This window comes from Paenibacillus sp. ATY16 (genome assembly GCF_003399985.2).
Classification (GTDB): domain Bacteria; phylum Bacillota; class Bacilli; order Paenibacillales; family Paenibacillaceae; genus Pristimantibacillus; species Pristimantibacillus glycanilyticus.
On sequence record NZ_NMOK02000008.1, the window covers coordinates 1 to 12,972 of the forward strand.

Here is a 12,972-nt window from a genome sequence, read left to right on the forward strand (position 1 = left end):
GCGCCGCCTGGCGCAGCCGGCGGCGCAAAGCCGGCCGCGCGCAGCTGCGCCAGCGCGCGCTGCGCCTGCGGCGCAGCGGCGTCGTGGGCGCGGTTCTCCGCCCACGACGCCGCCGAAGCCGCTTCGCGGACGGAGCCGCCGGCAAGCACGGCGACCTCGTCCGCGAGCGGCAGCAGCGCATCGAGGTCGTGCGTGGCTACGACCGCTCCGCGCCCCGCCGCCCTATGCGCGTCTAGCATCGCGCACAAGCGGCGGATACCGTCGGCGTCTAACCCCGCCGTCGGCTCGTCGAGCAGCAGCCATTCCGGCTCGCATGCCATCAGGCAGGCCATGGCAAGCCTCCGCTGCTGCCCGCCGCTTAACGTCCAAGGATCGCGCTCCAGCAGCTCCCTTGGCAGTCCCGCCTGCTCCATTGCTTTTTGTATGCGGCTTTCCTTCTCTTCCCTCTGCAGTCCATAAGGCTTCAAGGAGTAGTCGAACTCTTCCCTTACCGTCGAAGCGAACCATTGCGATTCGGATTGTTGAAGGGCAATGCCGGTTCTCATCACAATCGTCTTATTCAACCGCTGCTTTTTCCCCATGTTGGTCCAAAGCGATTCGTTGCCCTGATCGATTTGCCCGGCGGTTAAACGCCGCAAACCCGCCATTGTCTCCAGCAGCGTTGATTTGCCCGAACCGTTGTGACCAACAAGCAAAGTAATCGCTCCTTTACGGAAGGTCAGGTTAATTCCGTTTAATAACAGCTTGTCCGTCTCATTGGCCGCGGCAACCGCTACCTGCTTTAGCTTCCAATCTCCCGTCATACCGGTGTCACCGCCTTAGCAAGCATCTCGGGCGTCATAGGCAGCGCCCGAAGCTTTACCCCAAGCTTTTCCAGCTCCCAGGCCGTTTGAATGACGTAAGGAGCGGAAAAGCCCAGCTCCTCGCATGGACTGCTTCCCCCGGAAGAGCGCCGCTGGAACAGCCGTTCCGCCGTTCCATCGAACCGGAGCTCTCCTTGCTCCAGCGCCAGAACACGATCGCCGGCAGCAAGCTCCTCCAGCTTTTGCGTAATCCAGATGACCGTTACCCCGCGGTTGTTCAGCTCTCTAACCTTTTCCATCACATAGATACAAGCTTCCGGGTCCAGCATCGCCGTTACTTCATCCAGAATCAGCATAGGGGTCTGCACGGCAAGGCAGCCCGCAATTGCCGTCAGCTGCTTCTGTCCGCCGGACAACGTTTCCACCGGTTGATGCATGCGGGCATGCAGACCGGTCTGACGTAGGGCATCCTCCGAGAGAGCCGCTATCCTATTTCCTTCTACGCCATGCTGCTCCAGCATCATCACGACATCTTCCCAGGGAGTAGAACCCACCATGGAAGCATCCGGCTGCTGCAGCACCATTGGAACCTGACCCGTTATGAACCGCGATTGATCCTTCTCAACCCTGCCTTCCATCTGAAAAGCGCCAAAACCGGCGATCAGCCTCGCCAGCGTGCTTTTCCCGCTTCCGTTTCTGCCAATTAGGTTAATCCATTCCCCTTCAGCAATCGTTAACGTCACATTGCGCAACAGAAAAGGCTGGGCCTTCATTTGCTCCCCGTATGTAAGCGGCTTGACCGACACATTGGTCAGCTCAACCAAATTTTTTTCCGAAAACATTCCTTCAACCTCTTCCCCAAATGAAAAAGCTGTGCTAAAATCCGATTTGTTAACCTTCATCAACTATAAACAGTTAACATTCAAAACGCAATCACTAAAGGAGTCGATCCGCTATGCGCACTAGCAGTAATATTCGAAGCACCGTATTTATCGCCTTATTCGCCGCTCTCTTTATCGTAATGAGCGCCATTCAGATCAAAGTGGGTTCCTATGTGCCTATTACCCTTCAGACGCTTGCAGTCACGCTTGCCGGCGCCATTCTGGGCCCTCGCAAAAGCTTTATTTCACTTTGGATCGTCATAGCCCTTACGGCAACCGGCCTTCCTCTATTAAGCGGCAGAGGTGGCCTTGAGACGCTAACAGGAGCAACTGGCGGATTTATCTTTGCTTTCCCTTTCTGCGCTCTGCTGATCGGTTTTGCAACGCAAGTTCTCTTCCGCAGCGAAGCTCTTATGCGTAACCGGATAGTCGGATTTATCGCGTTATTTGTCGTATTTGAACTGTTTGGCTCTTTCCTTACTTACGTACCCGGCGTACCTTGGCTGATGCATGTAACCGGTCTTGATTTTGGCAAAGCCATGACGGCCGGCTGTTATCCATATCTGCCAGGTGACGCGATCAAATCCTTCGTTGCCGCGGTTATCGTGTTGTCTCTCAAACCATACATTCTGAGAATTCAATCGTCAATCCATTCCGCACAGGACGGCAGCAGTCAGGTTCATACAACCATATAATAAGATACTTAAAACAAAAGCGGCTGCGCCAGGTCATATCCTGCACAGCCGCTTTTGCATTCTCATTAATTAACCCCGTTAAGGAATGAAAGTCTGCCTTACCGTTCCTTTTCCGATACCCGCTTCAATCTCGGCATAAGCTCCGTTAACAAAGGTAATCTGAGGAGGAGCATGGCCGCAATCGATGTCGTACAGGATGGGCAGCTTTAGCTCCTCATATAGCTCCGAATACAAATCTTCCTCGGTGTAATGATCAACGGGAAGATGAACCGCACTTCTGCCAAATAAAAGTCCAGCGCAGTTGTCGAACCAGCCTGCCAGCTTCATTTGGACTATCGATCTGCGCATATCCACCGTATTCAATTCGCAATTCTCCAAATACCAGACAATCGGTTCACCGTTAATATAGCGGTTTTGGAAATCCTTCACTTGCCCATAAGGGGTGCCGATCAAATGCCGGATCATATCGATGCATCCCCCTAACAATCGCCCCTTGATCTGTACGGTTTCATTGGTTATTGTTTTCCAGTTGGTCGGTTCCGTCAAATGAAAAATACACGGGCTAGGATGATCATGATCCCATTCCTTCTGATAATACGGCGAAGAATATTGCGTAATGGATTCTCCAGCTTTTAAGGACAGCACCGCTTCCCACATCCCTGTCGTCTGGTCGGCATATTCTCCTCGCTGGTCAATGAGATTGGCTCCATGAGCAGTAGCGAGCCCCGTTGTTAACGTTATGGCCAGCAGCAGCACGCTAATATCGGAATAACCCAAAATCCATTTGGCAGGGATCTGATCCCATTGCAAATGCTCCAATATCTCAATCAACAACTCTCCGCCCCATGGCGGAAAAATCATGCCGATCGTGTCATCCCGCATCATTCGATTAAATTCAGCAGCCCTAGCAATAGCCGGCGCCGACTTCGCTTTATGCTGCGTCCATACCGTATCGCCGTGTACCATCCGGTATCCTTTCGCCTCCATCCGACTGAAGGCAAGCTTCAGCATGGAGTGAAGCTCCGTTTCAATTCCCGATGAAGGCGCAGTCACCCCAACAACTGCTCCTTGTTTTAGCTGCGGATATCGAATCATGGCGCTTCCCCTTTCGATCTGCTCTATGGATACGGAATACGACAGCCATTTAGGAAATCCCTCCATTCCGCGGAAAATAAAAAAAAGCAGACCAGACTCTCGCCTGATCTGCCTACCCCGCCTATATCCTTAAAGTGACAAACGATAAATCGCGACGACATCTTCCTTCGTTAGCTTGCGGAAGTTGCCGCGGGTACCGCTTCCAGTTGTTTTCTCCGCCATCTCTTCCAACCTGCTGTCGTCGATTTGGTAATCCGCGAGGCGCGACGGAGCGCCAATCGAATTCCAGAACTCGCGCAGCTTCGCAATCCCTTCGCGGGCTACTTCAAGATCGTCACGGCCTTCGGCGTTAACGCCGAATACATTAACCGCGAACTGTTTGAAGCGTCCTACGTTATCTTCCACCACATAGTTCATCCAGTTCGGGAACAGAATGGCCAGGCCGCCGCCGTGAGGAATATCGTATACCGCGGACACCGCATGCTCCATGTCGTGGTTCGCCCAGTCGCCGATAACGCCCATCGACAACGTACCGTTCAGCGCCATTGTACCGCAATACAGAATCGTCTCGCGCAGCTTCACGTTCGTTAGATCGTTCACAAGACCCGGAGCTGTCGCAATGACGGTACGCAGTATCGTTTCGCAGAAGCCGTCCTGCACCGGTGTATTCGCATCATGATGGAAATATTGCTCCAATACGTGAGCCATCATATCCACCATGCCGTAGACGGTATGATCTTTTGGCGCGCTAGCGGTAAATACCGGATCAAGGATGGAGAACGTCGGATAAGCCAGCACGTTGCCCCAGCCATGCTTCTCAAGCGTTTCTTGATTGGTAATAACCGAACCGGAGTTCATCTCGGAGCCCGTTGCCGCAAGCGTAAGCACGGTGCCAAGCGGAAGAGCTGCCTCAGGCTTTGCTTTGCGCGTTACGACATCCCAGAAGCTGCCCTCGTATTTCGCCGAGATAATAATGGCTTTCGCGCAATCAATCGTGCTGCCGCCGCCAACAGCCAGCACCCAGTCGATCGACTCGGAGCGGCATAACTCGGCTCCGCGATGGACCGTCGACAGACGCGGGTTAGGTTCAACGCCGCTCAATTCGGTAACCGTACAACCCGCTTCATCCAGCTTAGCCAGTACCTGCTCGTAAAGACCGTTTCGCTTAATGCTTCCTCCGCCGTAAACAAGCAGAACGCGTTTGCCAAGCTTAGCCGCTTCGGCGGGTAGCTGCTTCAATTGTCCTTCGCCAAAGTGAAGGCGGGTCGGATTATAGTATGTAAATGGATTCATGTCGTAGTTCTCCTCTTCTAATTGGTTTATTGGCTTAAATGTTCCGACAGTTCATTTTGGCACAATCCCGTCTATCTTATGAGAGTCACCGCCAAAAACAATAGGGAAAAATAAAGAGAAGCGTTCTGATTCAGACCGCCTCTCTCTTTATTCTAGTCGCATTCAGCCGGCGCTTCTACCGTAGCGTCCTCGACATTGATTTTCTCGGATACCGTATCGCGCACGATCGAAATAACAAGCTGCAGCAAATAGTTGATGTCCGATTGGCTTTGCTGGAACTCCGATACGATCGGAATGCCGTCGAGCTCGTCTTGAAGAGTCTCCATTTCGCCTTCGATTTTCTTCACCATTTGCTCGTTTTTGAACGTTGTTTCAAATGCAACGACTTCTTTTTGCTTCTTCTTAATAAGGGCGATCAGCGATTGAACGCGGTCATTGCCTTGAATCTGCTTCTCGGCACGCCGGTACTGCTGGACTTCCTCGGATGTAAAGATGAGATCCGCCAGTTCCTTCGCCTTGTGCATAATATCTTCACGGACCAGGTAATCGCGGGTATTGAATTTCGGAACATTGCAACCATGTTCATGGTCATGGTCATGATGGTGGTGCGAATTAACTGCAGTCTGTTGTTCGGACATCTATCATCTCTCCCACTAATTTGAGTCGCTTCTAGGATACGTTGCTGGCGGAATTCGCCAACGGTTCAGCTTTAATATACCATGTTTTTGCTTCCGTTACACGAACATGTATAAATTGTCCGATCCATTCTATTGGACCTTCCAGGTGCACCAGCTTATTCGTGCGCGTCCGGCCGGCCAGAATATTCGGATTGTTCTTGCTCTCGCCTTCCACGAGCACTTCGACAATCTCGCCATCCATCCGCTCATTGCTTCTGCGGCCAAGCTCGGCCATCAGCTCATTCAGCCGCTTCAGGCGATTCTTCTTCACTTCCAACGGCACGTTATCTTCCATACCTGCAGCAGGCGTGCCTTCGCGCGGCGAATAGATGAAGGTATAGGCAAAATCAAAGCCAACCTGGCGGACCAAGGTCATCGTATCCTCGAACTGTTCGTCCGTCTCGCCTGGGAACCCTACGATAATGTCCGTTGAGAGGGACACATTCGGAATCGCCCGTTTAATTTTCGCTGCGAGCTCAAAAATTTGCTCCCTGGAATATTTCCGGCTCATCCGCTTCAGCACTTCCGTGCTGCCCGATTGAATCGGCAGATGAATATGCTCAACCAGATTGCCGCCTTGCGCCAGCACCTCGATCAGATGATCGTCGAAATCCCGAGGATGGCTTGTCGTGAAGCGGATACGCGGAATATCGATCTTTGAAATGTCATGCATCAAATCGCCAAAGCGATAGGTGACGTCTTCAAAATCCTTCCCGTAGGCGTTGACATTTTGACCTAGCAAAGTAATCTCTTTGAAGCCCTGGCGTGCCAGCTCGCGCACTTCCGCAATGACATCCTCCGGCCTTCGGCTTCTCTCTTTGCCGCGCGTGTAAGGTACGATGCAGTACGTACAGAACTTGTCGCAGCCGTACATAATGTTCACCCACGCACGCATGCCGTCCCGTTTCTTCGGCATATTCTCGATAATGTCGCCTTCCTTGGACCATACCTCAACAACCATTTCTTTGCTGAAATACGCGTTTTGCAGCAGATGCGGCAGACGGTGAATGTTATGCGTTCCGAAGATCATATCCACAAAAGCATGCTTCTGAAGAATTTTGCCCACCACCGACTCTTCCTGCGACATGCAGCCGCATACGCCCAGCAGAAGGTCCGGCTTTTGCAGCTTCAAGGTCTTGAGATGCCCAAGCTCACCGAACACCTTATCCTCGGCATTCTCGCGGATCGCGCAAGTATTCAGAAGAATGACGTCCGCCTGCATGCGGTCTTCGGTTCCGGTATAACCCATCTCTTCGAACATGCCCTTCATCACTTCCGTGTCATGTTCGTTCATTTGGCATCCGTACGTTTGTATCAAGTAGAATTTCCCTTTGCCGATGCTTTGCAGCTCCTCCGGAATCGAGAAATCGTAATGAACCTCTATATCTTCTTTACCGCGTTTCTTTTCGTCTTTATAGTTCGGAGTGGAGTTAATTTGTACGTTCCTGCCCTTAATGCGGTAGGTCGTTACCCCGTCTTCCTCGCTTAGCACTTTAGCATCCGAGAAGTCAAAGTATTTGGAATAGTCTTTAACCTTGTCGGATTGAGCTGCCGTGTTCCCCTTTGACATGGTTGTTCACACTTCCCTCTACATGAAATATTGCGGATTTCCGTTTTATTCAAACATACCTTTGCCCAATAAAAAATTATAGCACAACTATAGCAAGGATATCCATTTCATGCAGGCAACGCATGTTGAACGGCTGTCGCCGTCCTCAGGCGGGGGCGCGTTTCAGTCCTTAGAATTCAAAAAAGGCCGGCAACGGTACGGGACCGCTTGCCAGCCTTTTATATCCGCCTATGACAGGCTCCTATTCGATGATTTCAGCCGTATCGCCGTTTTTGATGCCAGCCGCATTCGCTTCATCCGTATCGATATGCATATCCAGCGCGAAATCCGGAGATACGCGGGCAATAACCTGCTCGAATACAACTCCGCGCTCGCCTTGGAAGCGGACCCTCAGGTGCTGCTTATCCGCAATTCCCCATTTTTCCGCATCGCTTGTATGGAAATGAATGTGGCGCGCCGCCACGATAACGCCTTCTTCGATAGTGACTTCGCCGGCTGGACCTTTGAGCGTGATGCCTGCGGATCCTTGGATATTGCCGGATTCTCTGACAGGCGGATTAATGCCCAGAGCAAAAGCATCCGTGCGCGATACTTCCAGCTGGGTAGCTTTGCGTACGGGACCCAAAATTCTTACTTTCGGGAAAGAGCCCTTTGGACCGATCACCGCAACCGTCTCGTTTGCCGCGTATTGCCCCGGCTGGGACAATGGTTTTGCTTCCGTAAGTCCGCTGCCTTCTCCGAATAATATAGCGACATGCTCCGCAGAGAGGTGAATATGCCTTGCCGATACGCCTACGGGCACCATTTTTTGTTCCATATGTTTCTACTCCTTTGTATCTATGTATGGTAAAAAAAAGACATACGGCAGTTGATAAAAATGCCGTATGCCCATCATACACTTATTTAAATTCGGCTACAAGTTTATTGAACTGTTCTTCCGAAAGGGAAAGTTCCTGCTTCGCAAGCGCGTCAGCGCCAAAACCGCTGATCATGTCCTCGTACGATTTGCGCTGCGTGTTCTGATAGATCAGACCCGTCAGCATGCCCTCGGTTTCCATGATCTTGTTCATCGCCATAATGCGGTTCGAAGGATCGTAATCCGGGAACTGCTCCAGATTCACGATGTTTTGTTTGAACCAGTCGTAGGTGTTGATTTTGTTAAACGTCACGCATGGGCTGAACACGTTGATCAGAGAGAAGCCCTCATGCTTGATGCCTGCTTCGATCAGAGCCGTCAGCTGCTTCAAATCGCTCGAGAACGATTGGGCAACAAACGTAGCGCCGGCCGACAATGCAATCTCAAGCGGCGACAGCGTTGACTCGATCGATCCTTCAGGCGTCGACTTCGTTTTGAAGCCTTCCGCGCTGCGGGGCGATGTCTGGCCTTTAGTCAGACCGTAGATCTGGTTATCCATTACGATATACGTAATATTCAGGTTGCGGCGAATGGCATGAACGGTATGGCCCATCCCGATCGCGAACCCGTCTCCGTCGCCGCCCGATGCGATAACGGTCAGCTCGCGGTTGGCAAGCTTAACGCCTTGCGCGATAGGCAAGGCGCGGCCGTGAATCCCGTGAAGGCCGTAAGCATTGATATAACCGGAAATACGGCCGGAACAGCCGATACCCGAAATCACCGCAAGCTCTTCCGGCTCGAGGCCCACGTTTGCCGCAGCGCGCTGAATAGCGGCTTGGATGGAGAAGTCTCCGCAGCCCGGGCACCAGTTCGGCTTCACATTATTTCGAAACTCTTTAAATGTTGCCATGATTAGTCCAACTCCTTGCACGCTTTATAAACTTCGGATGGCAGGAACGGATTACCGTCATATTTCAGCAGGCTGCGGATCTTCTCCGCGAAGCCTGCATGCATCTTAATTTGGCCGGCGAGCTGCGCGGTTGCGTTATTCTCGATTACAACCACCTTCTTCGCTTGCTGCAGGTGAGGAATCAACTGCTCCGTCGGGAACGGATGAATTTGACGGATCGTAATATGATTCGACGTAATTCCGTCTTTAGCGAGCCATTCGCGGGCTTGATCGATCGTTCCGCCCGTAGAACCCATGCCGATAATCAGAAGATCCGGCGTTTCGTTAGCCGCATCGACGCGAAGACCGTCGCGAATTTGCAAGCCGTTCAGCTTGTTGAGTCGTTTATCCATCATATTCTGGCGGTTAACCGCACTCTCGGAAGGACGGCCCGTTTCGTCATGCTCCACCCCGGTAACGTGGTGGATACCGTGCTTAGCGCCAGGCAATACGCGCGGCGATACGCCGTCTTCCGTCAATTCGTAACGCTTGAACAGCTGCTGGGCTTCCAGCTCCGGCGCTTCCTGAATAAGCTTGCCGCGATTGATTTGAATTGATTGGAAATCAAACGGCTCGCAGGATTGCTTGCCAAGCGAGAGCTGAAGGTCGGTCATCACGATAACCGGCACTTGATATTGCTCCGAAAGGTTGAAGGCTTCAATCATATCATAGAAGCAGTCTTCGATAGACGCGGGAGCGATAACGATCTTCGGGATCTCTCCGTGCGTACCGTATACCATTGCGTTAAGGTCGGATTGCTCCTGCTTGGTGGGTAGACCCGTCGATGGGCCGCCGCGCTGCGTATCCACGATAACAAGCGGAGTTTCCGTCATGCCGGCAAGACCGATAGCCTCCATCATCAAAGACAGACCGGGACCCGCGGAAGCCGTCATCGTGCGCACCCCCGCATAGTTGGCGCCAATGGCCATCGTTACCGCCGCGATTTCGTCCTCCGTCTGAACGACGGTACCGCCAAGCGCCGGCAGCTTCTTAATGAGGTATTCCATGATTTCGGATGCCGGCGTGATTGGATAAGCGGACATCAGACGGCAGCCTGCAGCCAGAGAGCCGAGGCCAATCGCTTCGTTGCCGATCATAAACAGCTTCTGACGGCCGTCCGCTTCATCCAGCTTGAACTCGTTAAGCGGTCCGCCCGCTTGCTCCAACACGAACTCGGCGCCGCGTTTTACCGCCTCGATATTTTTCTCGACGACAGCCGCGCCTTTGCGTCCGAACTCTTCTTCTACCGCTTTATTAAATACCTCAAGAGGCAAACCGAGCAAAGCCCAGGATGCGCCTGAAGCAACCATGTTCTTCATCAGGGAAGTACCAAGCTCTTCCGCCATTGCCGTAATCGGAACAGCGAACAGTCGCGCGTCGATACCTTCCGGTACAACGGGATTAAACTTCGCATCTGCCACGATAACGCCGCCGCTGCGAAGCTCTTTTGCATTCAAATCTATGCTTTCTTGGTCGAACGCCACGAGGATGTCCAGATCATCGGAGATCGCCCGGATCGGATATGTGCTGATTCGAATTTTATTATTTGTATGTCCGCCTTTGATCCGAGACGAGAAATGACGATATCCGTAAAGATAATACCCAAGCCGGTTAAGCGCCGTGGAAAAAATACGGTCCGTACTTTCGACGCCTTCCCCTTGTTGCCCTCCGATCTTCCAAGACAATTGACTAATCAAAACGCCCATCTCCTCTTTTTGATGGCTTAAGCCGCGTACATTACTAAGGGCAATATCCAACAATAATTTATATAATGAATGAACAGTCAAACCAAGTGTAAAGGTGCGGTTTGAAAAATGCAAGATGTAAACGTTTAATGAATGATAATCATTTTCGATTGTTTATATACCGTATTCAGATCTGTTGCGAGTCGCTTGCTATTCCGGCAGATTTTCGTTCAAAAATGAAAGCGCATTACCCGACAGAAACCGCTTGGTCTGCTCCTCCGTGTAGTTTTTGAGCAGCGCTTCGCGCAGCCTGTACACTTCTCCGGGATGGGTCAGTCCGTTCACATATTTGTCGATTCCGTCAAAGTCGGAGCCAAGCATGATATGATGCTCCCCGCCTAGTCCGCCGACATGATCGACGTGCCTTAACACATGGTCAACCGATACCTGCTCCCCTTCCGCCACAAACCATGGCACGTAGGTTATGCCGATGAGTCCCTGCAGCGCGATGATAGCCTTTATCTGGTCATCCGTCAGATTGCGGGGATGATTGAAAATCGCTTTCGCATTGGAATGGGAGGCAATAATCGTTCTCTCGGCCAAATCCGCGACATCCCAGAATGCTCGTTCCGACAGGTGGGATACATCCACCAGTATGCCCAGTTTGTCGCATTCGGCGACAAACTCCTTCCCCTTGGCTGTCAGACCGCCTCCACGCGGCTCCATAACGCCGTCTGCGGCCCAGTTCGCATGGTTCCAAGTCAATCCTGCCGCACGAACGCCAAGGCGGTGCAGGAGCCTTAGAATCGGTATGCTGCCCTGAAGACCGTCAACGCCTTCCAGCGAGAGCAAAGCGCCTATTTTGCCGGAAGCGAGGCTTGCTGTCAGATCGGATTGATTGCGGATCAGCATCATACCCGGACAAGTCAGGACCTTCTGGTAGAAATGGTCGATGCACTCTAATATAGGCTCGATAGAGCCGTTCAGCTTCTCCGGTATGTACACCGCAAAGGTTTGAAGGACGGCACCCGATTCCTTTAACCGTTCATACGTTACGTCCAGCATACCCGGTTCACTTTTTTGAAAAGTCAGATGGGGATGCACAAGCAGCTTGCTCAATACATCGCAATGAAAATCCGCAACGCCAAAGGACACCTTCGATCACCTCTCCGCTTACTCCGCCAGCTTCAACAAAGCAAAAAACCTGTCTACTTCGTAAACAGGTTTCAATACCCGGTAAAATCCAGCCTTGCTTGGTTAGATGTTACCTAGGTTCAACAATCAGTTTTATCGCTGTTCGGTCTTCTCCATCAATAACAATGTCAGTAAATGCCGGTACGCAAATCAAATCCACCCCGCTCGGAGCTACGAATCCGCGAGCAATCGCTACTGCCTTGATCGCTTGATTGAGTGCACCCGCCCCGATGGCTTGCAATTCAGCGGCGCCGCGTTCACGCAAAACTCCGGCCAGCGCACCTGCAACGGAATTTGGATTGGACTTTGCTGAAACTTTTAATACTTCCATGAAAAAGGACCTCCTCGGGAATGATGGATGGATTCCACTATTTAGATAGTATTCGAGAGAGGTTAAAAAATTCCTGCTATGCCCGCAATAACTTTCATATCAATTCTGAATTGGCTAAACTTTTAGAATATTCATATAACTACTGCATGAGCAGCCAGTCGTCTTCGGTAAGGCGAATTTTCTGGATTTTGGTCGCTTGCCCCGTTGCGTCGTCAATCTGAACCGACACCGCATGCAAATGCCAATCCCCTTCATCCACCACAAAGCGTGTTGGCAGCTGAGTCAAGAATTTGTGCAGAACTGCGTTGCGTTCCATGCCCAGAACGCCATCGCGAGGCCCTGTCATGCCTACATCCGTTAAATAAGCGGTGCCGCCCGGCAGAATACGGTCATCGTTCGTTTGCACATGCGTATGCGTTCCCACGACGATTGACGCCTGACCGGCCAAATGCCAGCCCATTGCAATTTTCTCGGAGGTCGCTTCCGCATGGAAATCCACCAGTATGTTTTTCGTTTTCTCTTTTGTCAGCGCAACCAGTTCTTCCGCTTTCCGGAACGGGCAGTCAATCGGAGGCAGGAATGTTCGGCCTTGCAAATTAATAATCGCCAGTTGCTTGCCATTGGCTTTAATAAGCGCGTGTCCTTGGCCTGGAGTGCCTTCCGGGAAGTTGGCCGGACGCACAATGCGCGGCTCATCGTCAATCCATTCGAAGATATCTTTATTGTCCCAAGTATGATTGCCCATCGTAATGCCGTGAACGCCCCATTCGAAAAACTCGCGCGCAATCGCAGCCGTAATGCCGCGGCCGGCTGCGGCGTTCTCGCCGTTCACGATAATAATATGCGGGTTGTATTTGCTTCTGAGTGCCGGAAGCACCTGCTTTAATGCTTTGCGTCCAACGCTTCCTACGATATCGCCAATAAATAATACGTTCACTCTGTC

The 12,972-nt window shown here is 51.8% G+C and carries 13 protein-coding genes; 1 reads left to right on the top strand and 12 read right to left on the bottom strand.

The window, feature by feature from the left end; all coding sequences use genetic code 11:
- Together CFI03_RS05775 and CFI03_RS05780 are read right to left on the bottom strand one after the other, a co-directional pair.
- Positions 1-803: energy-coupling factor ABC transporter ATP-binding protein (locus tag CFI03_RS05775; RefSeq protein WP_248756761.1), on the bottom strand; the 803-nt coding region annotated here is incomplete at its 3' end.
- A complete protein-coding gene (locus CFI03_RS05780; protein WP_248756762.1) occupies positions 800-1,645 on the bottom strand; it encodes an ATP-binding cassette domain-containing protein in 846 nt (281 codons plus the stop codon). The genes CFI03_RS05780 and CFI03_RS05775, both read right to left, overlap by 4 nt.
- 113 nt (positions 1,646-1,758) lie before the next feature.
- On the opposite strand from CFI03_RS05780, the gene CFI03_RS05785 reads away from it, so the two are divergent.
- Positions 1,759-2,379, top strand: coding sequence for a biotin transporter BioY (locus CFI03_RS05785; RefSeq protein WP_248756763.1), 621 nt, complete (start codon positions 1,759-1,761; stop codon positions 2,377-2,379).
- Positions 2,380-2,457: 78 nt separating this feature from the next.
- On the opposite strand, the gene CFI03_RS05790 is transcribed toward CFI03_RS05785, so the two are convergent.
- The 10 genes from CFI03_RS05790 to CFI03_RS05835 form a co-directional block, all read right to left on the bottom strand.
- Positions 2,458-3,474, bottom strand: coding sequence for a S66 family peptidase (locus CFI03_RS05790; RefSeq protein ID WP_248756764.1), 1,017 nt, complete (start codon positions 3,472-3,474; stop codon positions 2,458-2,460).
- Positions 3,475-3,603: 129 nt separating this feature from the next.
- Positions 3,604-4,767, bottom strand: coding sequence for an iron-containing alcohol dehydrogenase (locus CFI03_RS05795; RefSeq protein ID WP_248756765.1), 1,164 nt, complete (start codon positions 4,765-4,767; stop codon positions 3,604-3,606).
- 152 nt (positions 4,768-4,919) lie between these two features.
- A complete protein-coding gene (locus CFI03_RS05800; RefSeq protein WP_201000424.1) occupies positions 4,920-5,405 on the bottom strand; it encodes a YlbF/YmcA family competence regulator in 486 nt (161 codons plus the stop codon).
- 31 nt (positions 5,406-5,436) lie between these two features.
- Complete coding sequence (miaB, locus tag CFI03_RS05805; protein WP_248756766.1) at positions 5,437-7,014, bottom strand: tRNA (N6-isopentenyl adenosine(37)-C2)-methylthiotransferase MiaB; 1,578 nt, start codon at positions 7,012-7,014, stop codon at positions 5,437-5,439.
- A gap of 241 nt (positions 7,015-7,255) precedes the next feature.
- The gene (gene pduL / locus CFI03_RS05810; RefSeq protein ID WP_248756767.1) at positions 7,256-7,831 is read right to left on the bottom strand and encodes a phosphate propanoyltransferase; all 576 of its coding nucleotides are present in this window, start codon (positions 7,829-7,831) and stop codon (positions 7,256-7,258) included.
- Between the two features lie 82 nt (positions 7,832-7,913).
- Positions 7,914-8,780: a 2-oxoacid:ferredoxin oxidoreductase subunit beta gene (locus CFI03_RS05815; protein ID WP_201000428.1), complete on the bottom strand. Its 867-nt coding sequence runs from the start codon at positions 8,778-8,780 to the stop codon at positions 7,914-7,916.
- Between the two features lie 2 nt (positions 8,781-8,782).
- A complete protein-coding gene (locus CFI03_RS05820; protein ID WP_248756768.1) occupies positions 8,783-10,516 on the bottom strand; it encodes a 2-oxoacid:acceptor oxidoreductase subunit alpha in 1,734 nt (577 codons plus the stop codon).
- Positions 10,517-10,714: 198 nt separating this feature from the next.
- Positions 10,715-11,659 (bottom strand): dipeptidase, encoded by a 945-nt coding sequence (locus tag CFI03_RS05825; RefSeq protein ID WP_248756769.1) that lies wholly within the window; start codon positions 11,657-11,659, stop codon positions 10,715-10,717.
- Positions 11,660-11,768: 109 nt separating this feature from the next.
- Positions 11,769-12,029, bottom strand: coding sequence for a stage V sporulation protein S (locus CFI03_RS05830; RefSeq protein WP_005550495.1), 261 nt, complete (start codon positions 12,027-12,029; stop codon positions 11,769-11,771).
- Positions 12,030-12,168: 139 nt separating this feature from the next.
- A complete protein-coding gene (locus CFI03_RS05835; protein WP_248756770.1) occupies positions 12,169-12,966 on the bottom strand; it encodes a TIGR00282 family metallophosphoesterase in 798 nt (265 codons plus the stop codon).
- Between the last annotated feature and the right edge of the window lie 6 nt (positions 12,967-12,972).

Excerpts from the sequence above, each read along its gene's own strand:
- CFI03_RS05780 (WP_248756762.1), bottom strand. The coding sequence starts at position 1,645 with ATGTTTTCGGAAAAAAATTTGGTTGAGCTGACCAATGTGTCGGTCAAG.
- CFI03_RS05785 (WP_248756763.1), top strand. The coding sequence starts at position 1,759 with ATGCGCACTAGCAGTAATATTCGAAGCACCGTATTTATCGCCTTATTC.
- CFI03_RS05790 (WP_248756764.1), bottom strand. The coding sequence starts at position 3,474 with ATGATTCGATATCCGCAGCTAAAACAAGGAGCAGTTGTTGGGGTGACT.
- CFI03_RS05795 (WP_248756765.1), bottom strand. The coding sequence starts at position 4,767 with ATGAATCCATTTACATACTATAATCCGACCCGCCTTCACTTTGGCGAA.
- CFI03_RS05800 (WP_201000424.1), bottom strand. The coding sequence starts at position 5,405 with ATGTCCGAACAACAGACTGCAGTTAATTCGCACCACCATCATGACCAT.
- miaB (WP_248756766.1), bottom strand. The coding sequence starts at position 7,014 with ATGTCAAAGGGGAACACGGCAGCTCAATCCGACAAGGTTAAAGACTAT.
- pduL (WP_248756767.1), bottom strand. The coding sequence starts at position 7,831 with ATGGAACAAAAAATGGTGCCCGTAGGCGTATCGGCAAGGCATATTCAC.
- CFI03_RS05815 (WP_201000428.1), bottom strand. The coding sequence starts at position 8,780 with ATGGCAACATTTAAAGAGTTTCGAAATAATGTGAAGCCGAACTGGTGC.
- CFI03_RS05830 (WP_005550495.1), bottom strand. The coding sequence starts at position 12,029 with ATGGAAGTATTAAAAGTTTCAGCAAAGTCCAATCCAAATTCCGTTGCA.